We start from the raw sequence: 17,239 nt of genomic DNA, 5'->3' as shown, positions 1-17,239 counted from the left end.
ATGAGCACCAACGCCGTCGAACCAGAAGTCGCGGGCGAGGCCGCATCGTCCAGCCACACCAGCTTGCCCATCGACGTGTATTTTGCCCGCCAGCCGTTGCTGGACCGCGACGGTTTGCTCAGCGCGTTCGAAACGCTGCCGCGCGTGGTGGACCGGCGCGAAGCGGCCGCGATCGACGCCGAAGCGCAGGCGCGCGCGAAAGACCTTGCCACCGGCTTGCCGCCGCGGCCGGGCGCGTGCGCCACCGCGCTCGTGGCGGCATTCGCCGCGCCCGCCGTGCGCGCTTCGCTCGCCGGCCACGCGGGCTGGCTCGACGTGACGCGCGAGGTGCTTTTTCACGACGACCTGCTGCGCATTCCCGCCGACCGCGTGATCTTCGAGCTGCCCACCGATATCGGCGCCGACGCCGAACTCATCGCGCGGCTCGTCGCGCTGCATCGCAAGCGCTACCGGTTTGCGCTCGACAACGTCTCGAAGGCCGACGAATCGCTCGCGAAACTCCTGCCTTATGTCGAAGCCATCAAGATCGACGTGCGCGAAGTGTCGCCCGCCGTGCTGCCGAAGTTCGCGAGCGTCATGAAGGCGGCCGGCAAGATTCTGGTGGCAATGGGCATCGAAACGAAGGACGAATACGAGCGCGCGCTCGGCCTCGGCTTCGACCGCTTTCAGGGTTTCTTCTTCGCGAAGCCGAACGGCGGCGCGCGGCGGGCGAGCGCGCCGCGCCAGGCGCTGCTGAACCTGCTGCATCTGCTCGCCGCCGAGCCGACCGTCTCGCAGCTCGAAGCCGAACTCAAGCTCAATCCCGTGCTCGTCATGCACCTGATGCGGCTCGCGAACTCGGGCAGCATGAATATCGGCCGCAAGGTCACGACGCTGCGCGAGGCGATCAACGCGACGGGCACCAACCGCATCGCGCGCTGGACCCAATTGCTGCTTTATGCCGACGGCCGCAAGCTGGCCGCCGAGGACGATCCGCTGCTGCAACTCGTCGCCACGCGCGCGCGCTTCATGGAAATCGCCGTGGCGCAATTGACGCACGCGCATCTCGAAGACGAGGATGCGGCGTTTCTCGTCGGCGTGTTTTCGTTCGTCGATGCGGTGTTCGGCGGCTCGCTCGAAAGCACGCTCGAAGTGCTCACGCTCGCCAAGCCGGTGCGCACGGCCATCATCGAGCGCGAGGGCGTGCTCGGGCGTCTGCTCGATCTATCGGAAGCGTTCGAGCGCGCCGACTGGGCGGGCGTGGACGCGCTGTGCGCGCAACTCGCGCCGCTCGACGCGGCCACGGTGGCGGCCATGCATCTGAGCGCCGCCGAATGGGCGGGCATGTCCGATCGCAACGCCGAAGACAAAGGGCTCGAGCGGCTCGAGGACTGAGCAGGAAGCGAGAGATGGAAGCCGGAGCGCGAACCGGCGCGGCAGGACGTGCCGCACGCGGCGCGCCCCGCCATGGCAAGACGTCAGATCGCCCGTGCGGGTTGCGGCGCGTGCAGGAAAAAGCGGGCGAGCTGCTGCGCGAGGTCGTTGAGCGCGCCCATTTCCTTCTGCGAGATGCGGCGCGGTTCCTGGCTCAGGAGCCAGTCGCCGTACATGAGCGCCATGGGCGCTTCGCCGGGCGAGCCCACGGGCAGCAGCACGAAGGCGCGGGCGTCGTCGAAACTGGAGCGATACCAGCCGGGCAGGCGCGCCAGCATTTTCGCGTCGCGCGCGTTCTCGATGAAGATACCGACCTTGTTGGCAATGGCCAGGTGAAACACGTCGGGCTGGAACGCCGCCGAAAACGAGAGCTTGGGCAGCACGTCGCCCATGTGCGGGCCGAAACCGTGCCGCGCTTCGAACATGTTCTCGCCGTGCCGCACGAACACCACCGTGCGCGCGAAACCGAGGCCCGCGAGCACGGTTTCGGTGGCCAGCGTGAGCGCGGTGTTGAGCGGGCTGTCGGCGGGCAGGCCGCGCAGGTCTTCCACGCCCGCCGCGATGCGCGCCTCGGGATCGAGCGCCTCGCGCGCGATGGCGTCGGCGTTGGCGCGCAGTTCCACGATTTCCGCCATCACGCCGTCCTCGGCTTCCTCGCGCGCCAGCGCAAGGCTCATCTGCACGAGCACGTCGGGGTCGGTGGAGAGCGCGCGGCCGTAGTGCTGCGCGAGTTCCGCGATGTGCGTCTCGCGCATTTCCTCGCTCAAGCCCGGCGTGGTGAGCACGCGCGCGACGTCGGTCGAGTAGTTCGTGATGGCGCGCAGCCATTGCACGTTGCGCGGTCCGTTCGTGTCGGCGGGATCGTACTGGCGCATGCCTTCGCGTATGGCCACCGGCATGCGCCAGCGCGTGGCCGCTTCCATGCCGATTTCCTCGAACGTCACGCCCAGCACGTCGAGGCAGGCTTCGTCGTCGCTGGCGCCTTCCTCGATCTCGCGGCGAATCTGGTCCCACTCGGCTTCGAGATAGAACACGACGAGCAGCTTGCCGACCTGGCGCATCAGCGTGCAGACGACGGCTTCCTCGCCCGCGCGCAAATCGCCGCGCTCGGTGAGCTTGCGCGCGACCACGCCCGAGAGCATGGTGCGGTTGAGTTCGAGCTTGGCGTCGATGCGGCGCGGCGCGCTGTGATGAAAGTGATCGACGATCTTCAGGCCCACCACGAGATGCCCGACCGCGTCCATGCCGAGCACCATCAACGCGCGCGTGACCGTGGTGATGTTGCCGCCGAACGCCATGTACATGGCCGAGTTCGCGAGACGCAGCACCTTCTGCGTGAGCGCGAAGTCCGACAGCACGACCTTTACGAGCGCGCTGAAGTCATAGTCGTCGTTCGTCATCGCCGCGACCGTGGTGCGCAGCGCCTGGGACAGCAGCGGGAAATCCCCGCGCTCGTTCATGCGGGCCCACAAGCGGTCGAGCAGGACGGCCTTTACCATCTGAACCATGTCAATATCACGAAAGCCCTGCTGATAGCTGTGCCGGGCATCAGTGTACCTCGTGCAAGTGCAACGCGCGCGAGACGAAACGCTTTTGCAGTTCTTCGGACGGCAGCGCCTTGCAGACGAGCCAGCCTTGAATGTGGTCGCAGCCCATCTTCGTGAGCAGTTCGCGCTGCGCCTCCGTTTCCACGCCTTCGGCCACGAGTTCCAGCTCGAGCGTGCGCGCGAGGCCCACGACCGCGTTGACGATCGCCTGATCGTTGCGCGACGTGATCAGGTTCTCGACGAAACTGCGGTCGATCTTGAGCTTGGAGAGCGGGAAGCGCTGCAAATACGCGAGACTCGAATAGCCCGTGCCGAAGTCGTCCACGGCAAAGCGGATGCCGATCGACGTCAGCTCCTCGAGCAAGGTCGTCGCGTGTTGCGGATCGTGCATCAGCAGGCTTTCGGTGATTTCGAACACGAGCCGGTTCGGCGCGATGCCCGTGAGCTCGATGGCTTCTTCGACGCTTTCGCGAAAACGCGGATTGCGGAATTGCTGCGGCGACACGTTGACCGCGATGTACTGGAGCACGATGCCTTGCTCGTCCCATTGCGTCAACTGCATGCAAGCGGCCTTCAAAACCCAGTTGCCGAGATAATTAATCAGGCCCACCGATTCCGCAAGCGGAATAAATGTCGACGGCGGCACGAGGCCGTGCAGTGGATGTTGCCAGCGGATCAGCGCTTCCACGCCCACCACGCCGCCCGTGGCGCTGCTCGTGATGGGCTGGAAGTGCAGCGAGAACTCGCCGTTGCGCACGCCGTCGTACAGGTCCGATTCGAGCTTCAGGCGCAGGGCGTCGGTCGGGTCGTCGTCGGGGACGTGCAGCGTGAGCGTGTTGCCGCCCGTCGCCTTCGCCTGTTGCAATGCCTGGTCGGCGCGGCGGATCAGCGGCGCGATGTCGGTCGCGAGCGCGCCATTCTCGCTTTTCTCGCCGTTGGCTTCGGCGCTCTCGGCCTGCGCGGCGGAACGCTGGTCCGGGTGGAACGCGATGCCGATGCTCGCCGAAAGATGCACCGGCTGGTTGCGAAACGAATACGGTTGCAGGATGGACGTGAGCAGGCGGCGGCCGAGCGCTTCGGCGGCCGTGCGCACTTCGCCGGGCGGCGAATGCAGTTGCGGCGTGATGAGAATCGCGAATTCGTCGCTGCCGGTGCGCGCGATCATTTCGCCCTGCAACGCGAGGTGCGTGAGGCGGCGCGCGGTCTCGCGCAGCAGTTCGTCGCCGGCGTCGTAGCCGAGCGCGCGGTTCACGCGCTGATAGTCGTCGAGATCGAGCAGCAGCAGCGCGGCCGGCACGCCGAAGCGGTCGGCGTCGGCCTGCGCGCGTTCGAGCGCCGGCGCGAGCGCGGTCTGGTTCGGCAGGCCCGTGAGCGGATCGTGGTGAAGCGCATGCGTGAGCCGCGCTTCGGTGCCTTGCCAGGCGGAGACGTCGAAGCCGGCCACGGCGAAGCCTTCGGTCTCGCCATACCGCGTGCGCTGCACGCGCAGTTCGACGGCGAGCGGGTAGGTGAGCGCCTTGACGAGATCGACAGTGCCTTTTTCGGTCGCGCCCGAGAGTTCGGCGCGCGCGAACAGCGCTTCGAGACGCGCATGATGCTCGGGCGCGACGATGTCGCCGAGCGTCGCGCCGAGCAGGAATTCGCGGTGATAGCCGGCAAAGCGCAGGCTGGCGTCGGAAACGTAAAGAAAGCGCAGATGGCTGTCGACGTGAACGAGGAAGTCGACGGCGGAGGCGGTGCTTTCGAACGAGAGCGAGACGGCGTCGGCATATGACGCGGCGGCGGGTTCGGGCGTCGCGGCGTGCGTCGCGGCACAACGGGTGGATGCCGGATGCGTAGTTGCCGAATGCGTGGTCGCCGGAGGCATCGCTGCGTGCGCCGTCGCGGGTTGCGCAAGGGCAATCGCCGGGCCGGGCGAGGCCGGTGCGGGCGCGGACATGGCCGGGTCGCCGGGTTCGCCTTGGGGCTGGGCGAGCGCGCGTAGCCGGCCGATGACCGTGCGCAACCAGCCTTGGCGGGGCGCGGTGATCCTGTTTGCTTCCATGTGTGTCGCTGGCAACCCTTCGTTTGTCTTCGCGTGTGTCCTGCCTGCGCCGCGCCGCCCGTGACCCTCGGGCAGGCTCGGCGGCCGGCGTTTTATCTCCGGCTATGGACGCCCATCAGAGCAGGTTATCGACCTCTGGAGGGAAATCTTTAGTGCGGTGGCGAAAAAACAGCACCGGCGCAAAACGCGGCCGGACAAGCGGTGCGGCGGCGAGCAGATTCGGTTAAAGTTGCGCCGGTCGAGACGCCGTTTTTCCGCGCGTCGCCGGCCAGCCGATCCGTACGAAGTTCACCCGCCAGGTCCGTGTCGCCGCTTGCGCCTTTACGCCGGCGCCGCACGCGAGACGGTCCGGGCGTCCCTAACCTCGCGCCTTTTATGCCGTCAGCATCACAGCCCGGGTCGCCCGCCGGAGCGCCGCCCGGCTCACCGTCCACGCCCTCGTCCGGGCCTCAGTCCGTCGCGTCTTCGCGGCCCGCCGAAGGCGCGCCCGACGCCGCCGCGCAGCCGCAGGCCGCGCAACCGTTCGTCTATCTCGGCCGCCAGCCCATCATCGATCGCCACGGCGCGCTCAACGCCTACGAACTGCTGTTTCGCGGCGGCGCCCACAACCGCGCCGACATCGACGACGACAAGCTCGCCACGGCCCAGGTGATGACGCGCACGATCGGCCAGTTGGGCGTGCCGGCCGTGCTCGGGCGCCACTACGGTTATGTGAACATCAGCCGCGAGCTGCTGTTCGACGACATCGTGCATCTGCTGCCGCCCAGCCGCTTCGTGCTTGAAGTGCTCGAGCACGTGAAGTTCGACGCGGCCGTGCTCGAGCGCCTCGCGCAACTGCGCCGCGCGGGCTACCGCATCGCGTTCGACGACGTGAGCGCGCTCGACGAGAACCTGCTGCGCGCGCTGCCTTGCGCCGACATCGTCAAGGTCGATTTGATGCAGACGCCGCGCGCCGCGCTGCCCGAGCTGGTTCGGGCGCTGGCCGCGCACGGCAAGACGCTGATCGCCGAAAAAGTGGAAACCAGCGAGGACTTCGAGCTGGCGTCGTCGCTCGGCTTCGAACTGTTCCAGGGCTATTTCTTCGCGCGGCCGCAGGTGCTGCGCGCGCCGCGCGTGCGCGCTTCGCGTCTCGCGCTCGTGCGGCTGCTCGCGCTCGTCGCTCACGACGTGGGCACGGCCGAACTCGAACGCGAACTGCGCAGTCACCCCGGCGTCGTCGTGCAGTTGCTGCGCCTCGTCAATTCGAGCGCCTACGCGCCGGGGCGGCCCATTTCGTCGCTGCGCGAGGCGGTGCTCGCGGCGGGCACGCGCCAGATCGCGCGCTGGGCGCAACTGCTGCTCTACGCGAGCGGCCGCGACCTGCCGTGGGGCTCGGACCCGCTCGTGCAGCTCGCGGGCACGCGCTCGCACTTCATGGAACTCGCGGCGCGCAGCCTCAATCCGCATAACCCCGATTTCGCCGATGCCGCGTTCATGACCGGCATCTTCTCGCTCGTACACGTGTTGGTCGGCTCGACGCCCGCGCATACGCTCGACGGCCTCGGCCTCGCGCGCGAGATCAGCGCGGCGGTCGACGGCAATCGCGGCGAACTGGGCACGCTGCTGCGCATCGCGATGGCGGCCGAGCGCGGCGACCACGACGGCGCGCAACAGCTCGCGCACGAGGCGGGCGGCATTTTCGACGGACTCACGCCCATGGTGCTCGCCGAGTTGAACCTGTGGGCCGGCGCGTGGTTCACGGCCTATGCGGAAGGCTGAAAGCGGCGCTTGAGTGGGGTGCCTGGGTCGGGCGTCTGAGTCGGACGTCTGAGTCGGGCGCCGGCGGGACGGTGCGCCGATGCCGGGGCGCCGCCGATGCGGATCGCCGATGTGTGATTCAATAGCGCATGGTCGGGCGGCCCGCCACGAGGCGCGCGGGTCCGGCGATCCAACCCGAGGACATCCGAAATGAAACCGAGGTTCTTTGCGGCGGGCGCCGCGGCGGCCGTGGGCATCGCGTTCGCGGCCTTCACCCTGAGTGCGCAGGCGACGCTCAAGCCGGGCGACCCGGCCCCGGACTTCACGACCCAAGCGTCGCTGGGCGGCAAGACCTATACGTACTCGCTCGCTTCGCAGCTCAAGAAGGGCCCGGTGGTGGTCTACTTCTATCCGGCCGCGTTCACGCAGGGCTGCACGATCGAGGCGCACGAATTCGCCGATGCCGTCGACGAATACAAGAAGTACGGCGCCACCGTGATCGGCGTGTCGCACGACAACATCGACACGCTCGCGAAGTTTTCCGTGAGCGAATGCCGCAGCAAATTCCCGGTGGCCGCCGACGAAGATTCGAAGATCATCCAGTCGTACGACGCCTCCATGCCGATGCACGCGTCGATGGCCAATCGCGTTTCCTACGTGATCGCGCCGGACGGCAAGGTCATTTATGAATACACGAGCCTCTCGCCGGATCAGCATGTGCAGAACACCTTGCGCGCCGTGAAGGAATGGGCCGCGCAGCATCCGCAGCAGTAAATCGGCGCCGGCGAATTCGCGCCGCCGGATTTTCCCGGCGGCTTGCGCGCTCGCCGGACGCCCGGCCGCCCGGCCGTGACACCCGCTGCGCGCGGGCTTCGTTCTTTTCGCTCCCGCCGCTGAAGGCTCGACAAGCGCCACCGTCCCGCATGCCGATTCTCGTTCTTCTCCTTGCTTTCGCCGCGCTCGTGTATGGCGCGATCCGGGCGTTCGACGCCATCGCCGCGTGGTTCGGCACGGCCGTGGCCCTGGGCGCGGCCGTCGCGGCAATCGCGCTTCTCGTCGCGCTCGCGGCGTGGTGGTGGCGGCGCCGCCGCGAGGTGGCGCCGAACCTCGGCGGCCAAGGCGACTGGACTCATCGCGTCGCGGGCGAATGGGGCGAGGCGCGGCTCGCGGCGGGCAAGCGGCTCGTCGACATGACCGTGAACGGCGCGCACGGCGCCTACATCTTCGCGGATTTGCGCGGCGCGCGGGCCGACAGCGCGGGCGGCTGGCACGTCGCGTTGAGCGTGGCCGATGCGAAGCACCCGCAATGGCGTCTGCCGATGCCGAACGAGCGCGAAGCGAAACGCTGGGCGCGCATCTTCTCGCTCGCCGTCGCTCAACGTTTGTGACAGTCGCGGCGCGACGGCCACGCGCCGTGCTTGCGCGCGCACAAGCTTTGCGCGGACCCGGCGCGTAATTGCGTTTCGGGGCCGGAACCGGGCGCCGGAATCGCGTTGGGACGGTGGCATACTCGCGGCTCGATCTGCGGCTAAGTGCTTGTTTTTGCGATGGCCGCATCCATTTATCGTTTTATGCCCCGCCTATCCATGTCACGAAATTTTTGTCTCGCGCTCGTGCTCGCCGCCGCGAGCGCCGCGCTGCTCGGCGCCTGCGACCAGCAGAAGGTTGCCGATGCCGTGAACGCCATCAAGCCCGATTCGATGGCCTTCGGCGGCCTGAAAGTGGGCGAGTCGACCGTCGAGGACGTGCGCCGTCAGGCGGGCAAGCCCGAGATGGTCTGGGAGGACGACGACGGCGCGCAGCGTCTCGAATATCCGCGCGGCCCGAACGGCCTCACCACGTGGATGCTCGACTTCGACGCCGACGGCAAGCTTGTCGCCATGACGCAGGCGCTCACGGCGCAGAATATCGCGCAGGTGGTGCCCGGCATGGCGCAGGACGACGTGCGGCGCCTGCTCGGCAAGCCCGCCACGGTGGCGCGTTATGCGCTGAGCCACGAGGAAGTCTGGAGCTGGCATTGGGCCGAGGGCGGCGTGGCGGGCGACGGCATGTTCAACGCCCATTTTTCGCCGGAAGGGCTCGTGATCCGCACCTCGCGCTCCGACGCGCCGGGGCACGAGCAGCACTGAGGGGCGTGAACGCCCAGGGAGCATCGACATGAAGCGAATCGCATTGCTGTGGAACATCGTGAAGGGCGACGCGCGCGTGCTCTGGCGCGCGCTGCGCGCGCCCGAACGACCGGTGTGGCTCGTGCCCGCCACGGCGCTGGTCGCGCTCTATGCGCTCGATCCGTTCAATATCGCGATGCCGCTGGCCGGGATCGTCGACGACGGCATCATCGTGCCGCTGGTCATGCATCTGATGGTGCGCTGCCTGCCGGCGCATTTGCGCGAAGCGCCGCTTCGGCGCGCGTGAGATTCCGGCGCGCGGGCCGCTCATGGGAGCGCGCCATGAGCGGCCCGCGCGCGCATGAAAAAAACGGCTGAGCGCGTGGGCGCCTCAGCCGTTTTCGTTTGCCCTGACGCGAAACCTATTCCGCCGCCGGAGCCGGCGCGGCGCGCCCGCGCTTCGCGTCCCACCACACGCGCAGGCGGTCCATGTAGAGATACACGACCGGTGTCGTATAAAGCGTGAGCATCTGGCTCACGATCAGCCCGCCCACGATCGAAATGCCGAGCGGCGCGCGCAGCTCCGCGCCTTCGCCGCGCCCGAACGCGAGCGGCAGCGCGCCCAGCAGCGCCGCGCAGGTCGTCATCATGATCGGCCGGAAACGCAGCAGGCACGCCTGATAGATCGCGTCACGCGAACTGAGCCCCTCGCGCGAAGCCTGGATCGCGAAGTCCACCATCATGATCGCGTTCTTCTTCACGATGCCGATCAGCAGGATCACGCCGATCAGCGCGATGATGCTGAACTCGGTCTTGAACAGCAGCAGCGCGAGCAGCGCGCCCACGCCGGCCGAAGGCAGCGTCGAGAGAATCGTGAGCGGGTGGATGTAGCTCTCGTACAGAATGCCGAGCACGATGTACACCGCTGCGAGCGCCGCGAGAATCAGGATCGGCTGGTTGTCGAGCGATTGCTGGAACGCCTGTGCCGTGCCCTGGAAGCTGCCGTGGATGGTGGCCGGCATGCCGATCTCGCCCATCGTTTCGTAGATGGCGGCCGTGGCGTCGGAGAGCGACTTGCCGGGCGGCAGGTTGAACGAGATCGTCGAGGCGACGAACTGGCTCTGGTGGTTCACCGAAAGCGGCGTGGTGCCCGGACCGAACGACGCGATGGCGGACAGCGGCACCATGGTTTCCTTCGAGGTGGACACCGCCGCGCCCGACGACGCGCTCGACTTGCCGCTTGCCGCGATCGCGTTGTTCGCGAGGTTGCGCGCGGAGTCGGCGGCCAGCGTGGCCGCGCTCGACGCCGTGGTGGCCGCGGTGCCGCCCGTGGCGGCGCTGGCCGTGCCGGTGGCGGCGCTCGTGACCGTGCCCGCCGTGGCGTTGGTGCTTTGCGCGCCGCTCGCCGTGCCGCCCGAGGTGCTGACCCAGATCTGCTTGAGCATGTCGGGGCTTTGCCAATACTTCGGCGCGACTTCCATGACCACGTGATACTGGTTCAGCGGGTTGTAGATCGTCGAGACCTGGCGCTGGCCGAATGCGTCGTAAAGCGTGTTGTCGATCTGCGAGGGCGTGATGGAAAGGCGCGCGGCGGTGGCGCGGTCGATGGTGATCATCGACTCCAGACCGCCTTGCTGCTGGTCGGAGTTCACGTCGGCGAGCTCGGGGCGCGCCTGGAGCGCCTCGGTGAGTTTGGGCGCCCACTTGTAGAGATCGGCGGTGTTGTCGGCGAGCAGCGTGAACTGGTATTGCGCGTTCGACTGCCGGCCGCCCACGCGAATGTCCTGCACCGCTTGCAGGAAAGTGCGCGCGCCCGCGACGTTCGACAGCGGCCCGCGCAGTTGCGCGATCACCTGATCGGCGGAAAGCTTGCGCTCGCCCTTGGGCTTGAGCGAGACGAACATGAAGCCCGAGTTGGTCGCGCGGCCGCCCGAAAAGCCCGCCACCGAATCCACGGCCGGGTTCGCCTGGACGATGCGCATCATCTCCGAGAACTTCACCTTCATCGCCTGGAACGAGGTGGACTGGTCCGCCTGAATGCCGCCGATGAGCCGCCCCGTGTCCTGCTGCGGAAAAAAGCCCTTGGGCACGATCACGTAGAGCACGACGTTCAGGCCGATGGTGGCGATGAGGATCAGCAGGATCAGCAGCGGGCGCGCGAGCGCCCAGCCGAGCGTGCGTTCGTAGCCGTTCTGCATGCGCATGAAGCCGCGTTCGAGCCACTGCGCGAAGCGGCCTTCCTGCTTCTTCTCGTGCGCTTGCTCGAGCAGGCGCGAGCACATCATCGGCGTGAGCGTGAGCGAGACCACGAGCGAGACGGCGATGGCGAGCGAGAGCGTGAGCGCGAACTCGCGAAAGAGCCGCCCGACGATGCCGCCCATCAGCAGAATGGGCAGGAACACGGCCACGAGCGAAACGCTGATCGAGAGCACCGTGAAGCCCACTTCGCGCGCGCCGAGCAGCGACGCCTGCATGCGCGACATGCCGTTTTCGATATGGCGCGAGATGTTTTCGAGCACGACGATGGCGTCGTCCACCACGAAGCCGGTCGCGATGGTGAGCGCCATCAGCGAAAGATTGTCGAGCGAGAAGCCCATCAGATACATGGCCGCGAAGGTGCCGATGATGGAGATGGGCACGGCGACCGTGGGAATGAGCGTCGCGCGCCAGTTGCGCAGGAACAGGAACACGACCATGACGACGAGCGCCACCGCGATCATCAGCGTGCGCTCGGTGTCCTTGAGCGAGGCGCGGATCGTGACCGAGCGGTCGGAGGTGGGAATGATCTCGACGTTGGCGGGCAGCGACGCCTTCAGTTGCGGCAGCATCGCGATCACGCGGTCGACCGTTTCGATGATGTTCGCGCCGGGCTGGCGGTAGAGGATCACGAGCACCGAGCGCTTGCCGTTGGTGAGGCCGATGTTGCGCAGGTCCTCGACCGAATCGACCACTTCGCCGAGGTCGGACAGCTTCACGCCCGCGCTGTTGCGGTACGCGACCACGAGGTCCTTGTACTGCGCGGCCTTGCTCGCCTGGTCGTTGGTGTAGAGCTGGTAGCGCTGCGTGCCGAACGAGATGTCGCCCTTGGGGCTGTTTGCGTTGGCCGAGGCGAGCGCCGCGCGCACGTCCTCCAGGCCGATGCCGTAATGGAACAGCGCGTGCGGCTCCAGTTCGATGCGCACGGCGGGGTTGGCCGAGCCGTTGACGTCCACTTCGCCGACGCCGTCCACCTGCGAGAGCGACTGTTGCAGCACGGTGGCCGCCGAATCGTAGAGCTGGCCCGCCGTGAGCGTGGGCGAGGTGAGCGCGAGAATCAGAATGGGCGCGTCGGCGGGGTTGACCTTGTGGTAGGTCGGGTTCGAGCGCAGGCTCGTGGGCAGGTCGGCGCGCGCGGCGTTGATGGCGGCCTGGACGTCGCGCGCGGCGCCGTCGATGTCGCGGTTCAGGCCGAACTGCAAGGTGATGCGCGTGCTGCCCACCGAGCTTTGCGACGTCATTTCGGTGACGTCGGCGATCGAGCCCAGGTGGCGCTCCAGCGGGCTCGCCACGCTGGTCGCCACGGTTTCCGGGCTCGCGCCCGGCAGCGTGGCCTGCACCGAAATGGTCGGGAAATCCACCTGCGGCAACGGCGCCACCGGCAGCTTCGTGAAGGCGAAGAGACCGGCGAGCGCGATGCCGAGCGAAAGCAGCGTGGTCGCGACGGGGCGCGAGATGAACGGGCGCGAGAGATTCATCGCGTCAGTGCTCCGGGCCTGAGGTGGGCGCGGGCGCGGAAGGCGAACCCGGCGTGCCGCGCGAGCCGAAGCGCCTGCGCAGGCGCTGCGCGAGCGCGTCGAACGCGAGATAGATCACGGGCGTGGTGAAGAGCGTGAGCGCCTGGCTCACGATCAGGCCGCCCGCGATGGCGATGCCGAGCGGCCGGCGCAGCTCGCTGCCCGCGCCGCTGCCGAGAATGAGCGGCAGGGCGCCGAGCAGCGCCGCCATCGTCGTCATCATGATCGGCCGAAAGCGCAGCAGGCTCGCCTGATAGATCGCCTCGCGCGGCGGCTTGCCTTCGTTGCGCTCGGCGTCCAGCGCGAAGTCGATCATCATGATCGCGTTCTTCTTCACGATGCCGATCAACAGCACGATGCCGATGATGCCGATGATGTCGAGATCGTGGCCCGTGAGCATGAGCGCGAGCAGCGCGCCGATGCCGGCCGAAGGCAGCGTGGAGAGAATCGTGATCGGATGCACGAAGCTCTCGTAGAGCACGCCGAGCACGATGTACATCGTGACGATGGCCGCGAGGATCAGGAACAGCTCGTTCGAAAGCGACGCCTGGAACGCGAGCGCCGCGCCCTGGAAGCGCGTCTGGAACGAGCCCGGCAGGCCGACGTCCTTTTCCGCCTGCTGAATTGCCTTCACGGCCGCGCCGAGCGACGCGCCGGGCGCGAGGTTGAACGAAACGGTCGTGGCCGGGAATTGCGAAAGATGCGTGACGAGCAGCGGCGCGGGGCGTTCGTGGAACTTCGCGATGGCCGACAGCGGCACCTGGCCGCTGGTCGAGGTGGACGAGGGCAGATAGATCGAATTCAGCGCGTCGGTGTAGTGCTGGAGAACGGGGTCGGCTTCCAGGATCACGCGGTACTGGTTCGACTGCGTGAAGATCGTGGAAATGATGCGCTGGCCGAACGCGTCGTACAGCGCGTTGTCGACGGTGGCGGGCGTGATGCCGTAGCGCGAGGCGCTCGCGCGGTCGATTTCCACGTACACCGACTGCCCCTGATCCTGGAGATCCGTGGCCACGTCGGCGAGTTCGGGCAGTTGCTGGAGCCGCGCCACGAGCTTCGGCACCCAGGTCGTGAAGTCCTGGATGTTGGGCGTGGTGAGCATGAACTGGTACTGCGTGGGGCTCACCGTCGAGTCGATCGTCAGATCCTGCACGGGCTGCATGTAGAGCGTCGCGCCCGGAATGTGCGAGGTGCTGCGTTGCAGGTCGCGGATGATCTCGCTCGCCGTTTCGCTGCGGTCGTCGCGCGGTTTCAGGTTGATGAGCATTCGCCCGCTGTTGAGCGTGATGTTGCTGCCGTCCACGCCGATGAACGAGGTCAGGCTGTCGACGTCGCCGTTCTTGAGAATTTCCGCCGCGAGCGCCTGTTGCCTTTCCGCCATCGACTGATACGAGACCGACTGCGGCATTTGCGTGATCGCCTGGATCACGCCCGTGTCCTGCACCGGGAAGAAGCCCTTGGGCACGACCACGTAGAGAATGCCGGTGAGCACGAGCGTGACGAGAAACACCAGCATCGTGAGGCGCTGGCGCGCGAGCACCCATTCGAGCGCAACGCCGTAGCGCCCGATCACGTAGTCGAAGAACGCGTGTACGCGCGCCTCGAAGCGGCGCGTTTCGGTGGGCGGCGTGTGGCGCAGCATCTTCGCGCACATCATCGGCACGAGCGTGAGCGAAACGATCGCCGAAATGACGATGGTGACCGCGAGCGTGATGGCGAACTCGTGGAACAGGCGCCCGACCACGTCTCCCATGAAAAGCAGCGGAATCAGCACCGCGATGAGCGACACCGTGAGCGAGATGATCGTGAAGCCGATCTGCTTCGAGCCCTTCAACGCGGCTTCGAGCGGCGTGTCGCCTTCCTCCACGAAGCGCGCGATGTTCTCGATCATGACGATGGCGTCGTCCACCACGAAGCCGGTCGCGATGGTGAGCGCCATCAGCGAAAGATTGTCGAGCGAGAAGCCGCACAGATACATGACCGCGAGCGTGCCGATCAGCGAAAGCGGCACCGAAAGGCTCGGAATGATGGTCGCGTAGATATTGGCGAGGAACAGGTACATCACGAGCACGACCAGCACGACCGACATCAGCAGTTCGAACTGCACGTCGCGCACCGAGGCGCGGATCGTGGTGGTGCGGTCGGTGACGATCCGCACGTCGAGCGCGGAGGGCAGCGATTCCTGCAACTGCGGCAGCAGCGCCTTGATGCTGTTGACCACCTGGATCACGTTCGCGCCGGGCTGGCGCTGCACGTTCACGATGATCGCGGGCGTGCCGTCCACCCACGCGCCGAGTTTGGTGTTTTCCGCGCCCTGCACGATATTGGCCACGTCGGTGAGCATGACGGGGCGGCCGTTGCGATAGGCGATCACGGCGCTCTGGTACGCGCTGGCGTCGGTGAGCTGGTCGTTCGCGTTGATCGTGTAGGCGCGCGTGGGGCCGTCGAAGTTGCCCTTCGGCGTGTTGACGTTGAGGTTCGAGATGCTCGTGCGCAGGTCGTCGAGATTGAGGCCGTAGGCCGCGAGCGCGCGCGGATTCGCCTGAATGCGCACGGCAGGGCGCTGGCCGCCCGAAAGACTCACGAGACCCACGCCCGCGACCTGCGAAATCTTCTGCGCGAGACGCGTGTCGGCGAGATCCTGGATCTGCGTGAGCGGCAGCGTTTTCGAGGTGATGGCGAGCGTGAGGATCGGCGCGTCGGCGGGGTTGACCTTGGCGTAGATCGGCGGCGCGGGCAAGTCGGAGGGCAGCAGGTTGCCCGCCGCGTTGATGGCGGCCTGCACTTCCTGTTCGGCGATGTCGAGCGGCAGGTCGAGGCTGAACTGCAACGTGATGACCGAAGCGCCCGCGGAGCTTTGCGACGACATCTGGTTGAGCGACGGCATCTGCCCGAACTGGCGCTCGAGCGGCGCCGTAACCGACGACGTCATGACTTCCGGGCTCGCGCCCGGATAGAAGGTTTGCACCTGAATGGTCGGGTAATCGACTTCGGGCAGCGCCGAAAGCGGCAGGAAATGCAGCGAAACGAGGCCGACCAGCATGATCGCCGCCATGAGCAGCGCCGTGCCGACCGGCCGCAGGATAAAAGCGCGGGATGGATTCATGCTGGCTTACTGGCCTTCCGTCTGCGAAGCGTGACGGCGGCGGCCATGATGCGCGCCCGAGGCCGCCGAAGCGCCCGCGGCCCAGGCGCCCGAGCCGGCGTGCGCGCCGCTCGCGCCTTTGGCGCCTTTCGCGCGCTCGGCCGGAATCGTGATCTTCGCGCCTTCCTTGAGGCGGTCCGAACCGTCGATCACCACGCGCTCGCCCACGGCGAGGCCCGAGGCGATGCTGGTGCGCTCGGCGTCCACGGGGCCGGGTTTCACGAGCCGCACCGTCACGGTGTTGTCGGGTTTGACGACGTACACATAGGCGCCTTGCGAGCCGTTGAGCACCGCCGAAGTGGGCACGATCACGGCGTTGTGGATCGTGTCGACGAGCAGGCGCGCGTTCACGAACTGGTTCGGGAACAGCAGTTGGTTGGGGTTCTGGAAGCTCGCGCGCAGCTTGACCGTGCCCGTCGTGGTGTCGATCTGGTTGTCGACGGTTTGCAGGTAGCCGCTTTCGAGCACCGTGGTGTTGCTGCGGTCGTAAGCCGTGACCGACATTTTCGTGCCCGCGCGCAACTGCTTGAGGATCGCGGGCAGATTGTCCTCGGAGGTCGTGAAGATCACGCTGATCGGGTCGATCTGCGTGAGCACGACAATGCCGTTGGTGTCGCCGGAAGTCACGTAGTTGCCCGGATCGACCTGGCGCAGGCCCACGCGGCCCGACACCGGCGCCGTGATGCGCGCGTAATTGAGGTCGAGCTTGTAGGTGTCGATGTTGGCCTGATCGGACTTGACGGTGCCTTCGTACTGCTTGACGAGCGAGGCCTGCGTGTCGACCTGCTGGCTCGCGATGGAGTCTTGCGCGAGCAGTGTTTGATAGCGCTTCAGGTCGAGGCGCGCGGTGGCGAGCAGCGCCTGGTCGCGCGCGAGCTGGCCCTGGGCGTTGTCGAGCGAAATCTGGTAGGGGCGCGGGTCGACCTGCGCGAGCACGTCGCCTTTTTTCACCATCTGCCCTTCGGTGAAGTTGACGGCTTGCAGCACGCCCGAAAGCTGCGTGCGCACGGTGACGTTGGCGAGCGGCGTGACGGTGCCGAGCGCCGTGATGACGATGGGCATGTCGCCCGCGCTGGCCGTCGCCACGCTCACCGGCTGGGGCAGGTTCGCCATGCCGCCGGGACCGCCGCGATGCCGGCCGCCGCTTGCCGCCGGCGCGCCGTTGCCGCCCGCCGGCGCCTTGTTCCAGGGCTGCCAGCGCCACAGCACGATGGCCGCGATCAGCAGCACGACGCCGAACGCGATCAGCTTGCCGTTACGGCCGCGTTTGGGTGCGACGGGGGAAGCGGAAGACGGCGTGTCTCGGCGGGAGGAATCCGGGCGCTTTTCTTGTTGATCCATCGGTCAGGTCGGTAACGGGTTCTCGAAAGTCTCGGGTAAGCGACTTTTAGTGATATGAACGGCGCGGCCGATGCTACACGCGCCGCGCGCCGGCTTGATGTCAGCGGCGACGCCGCACCGGCGAGCGGCGG

At 67.2% G+C, this 17,239-nt stretch carries 11 protein-coding genes; 6 read left to right on the top strand and 5 right to left on the bottom strand.

The features are described from left to right. Positions 1 to 1,374, top strand: coding sequence for an EAL and HDOD domain-containing protein (locus tag U5805_RS03445; RefSeq protein WP_322102028.1), 1,374 nt, complete (start codon positions 1 to 3; stop codon positions 1,372 to 1,374). An 83-nt stretch (positions 1,375 to 1,457) separates the two neighbouring features. Here U5805_RS03445 and U5805_RS03440 read toward each other — a convergent pair whose 3' ends face one another. Further along, positions 1,458 to 2,912, bottom strand: coding sequence for an HDOD domain-containing protein (locus U5805_RS03440; protein ID WP_322102092.1), 1,455 nt, complete (start codon positions 2,910 to 2,912; stop codon positions 1,458 to 1,460). Between the two features lie 49 nt (positions 2,913 to 2,961). Beyond that, on the bottom strand, positions 2,962 to 5,004 hold the full coding sequence (locus U5805_RS03435; protein ID WP_322102027.1) for a putative bifunctional diguanylate cyclase/phosphodiesterase: 2,043 nt from the start codon (positions 5,002 to 5,004) through the stop codon (positions 2,962 to 2,964). Between the two features lie 375 nt (positions 5,005 to 5,379). On the opposite strand from U5805_RS03435, the gene U5805_RS03430 reads away from it, so the two are divergent. The 5 genes from U5805_RS03430 (at position 5,380) to U5805_RS03410 (ending at position 9,156) form a co-directional block, all read left to right on the top strand. Then, the gene (locus U5805_RS03430) at positions 5,380 to 6,762 is read left to right on the top strand and encodes an EAL and HDOD domain-containing protein (RefSeq protein ID WP_322102026.1); all 1,383 of its coding nucleotides are present in this window, start codon (positions 5,380 to 5,382) and stop codon (positions 6,760 to 6,762) included. 189 nt (positions 6,763 to 6,951) lie between these two features. Next, positions 6,952 to 7,515, top strand: a complete 564-nt coding sequence (locus U5805_RS03425; protein ID WP_322102025.1) for a peroxiredoxin — start codon at positions 6,952 to 6,954, stop codon at positions 7,513 to 7,515. 149 nt (positions 7,516 to 7,664) lie between these two features. Beyond that, entirely contained in the window at positions 7,665 to 8,129 is a 465-nt protein-coding gene (locus tag U5805_RS03420) for a hypothetical protein (RefSeq protein ID WP_322102024.1), read from the top strand. Between the two features lie 198 nt (positions 8,130 to 8,327). After that, entirely contained in the window at positions 8,328 to 8,870 is a 543-nt protein-coding gene (locus U5805_RS03415) for a hypothetical protein (RefSeq protein ID WP_322102023.1), read from the top strand. A gap of 28 nt (positions 8,871 to 8,898) precedes the next feature. Further along, the gene (locus U5805_RS03410; RefSeq protein ID WP_322102022.1) at positions 8,899 to 9,156 is read left to right on the top strand and encodes a hypothetical protein; all 258 of its coding nucleotides are present in this window, start codon (positions 8,899 to 8,901) and stop codon (positions 9,154 to 9,156) included. A 115-nt stretch (positions 9,157 to 9,271) separates the two neighbouring features. On the opposite strand, the gene U5805_RS03405 is transcribed toward U5805_RS03410, so the two are convergent. Genes U5805_RS03405 through U5805_RS03395 form a run of 3 tightly spaced genes read right to left on the bottom strand, consistent with a single transcriptional unit; the run spans position 9,272 to position 17,108 of the window. Next, on the bottom strand, positions 9,272 to 12,583 hold the full coding sequence (locus U5805_RS03405; RefSeq protein WP_322102021.1) for an efflux RND transporter permease subunit: 3,312 nt from the start codon (positions 12,581 to 12,583) through the stop codon (positions 9,272 to 9,274). Between the two features lie 4 nt (positions 12,584 to 12,587). Further along, positions 12,588 to 15,728, bottom strand: a complete 3,141-nt coding sequence (locus U5805_RS03400) for an MdtB/MuxB family multidrug efflux RND transporter permease subunit (protein ID WP_322102020.1) — start codon at positions 15,726 to 15,728, stop codon at positions 12,588 to 12,590. A gap of 6 nt (positions 15,729 to 15,734) precedes the next feature. Beyond that, positions 15,735 to 17,108, bottom strand: coding sequence for an MdtA/MuxA family multidrug efflux RND transporter periplasmic adaptor subunit (locus U5805_RS03395; RefSeq protein ID WP_322102019.1), 1,374 nt, complete (start codon positions 17,106 to 17,108; stop codon positions 15,735 to 15,737). Positions 17,109 to 17,239 lie beyond the last annotated feature (131 nt).

Origin of the sequence: Paraburkholderia sp. J41 (genome assembly GCF_905220235.1) — a bacterium.
Lineage (GTDB): Bacteria > Pseudomonadota > Gammaproteobacteria > Burkholderiales > Burkholderiaceae > Paraburkholderia.
This window is presented reverse-complemented; position numbering and strand designations above follow the sequence as displayed.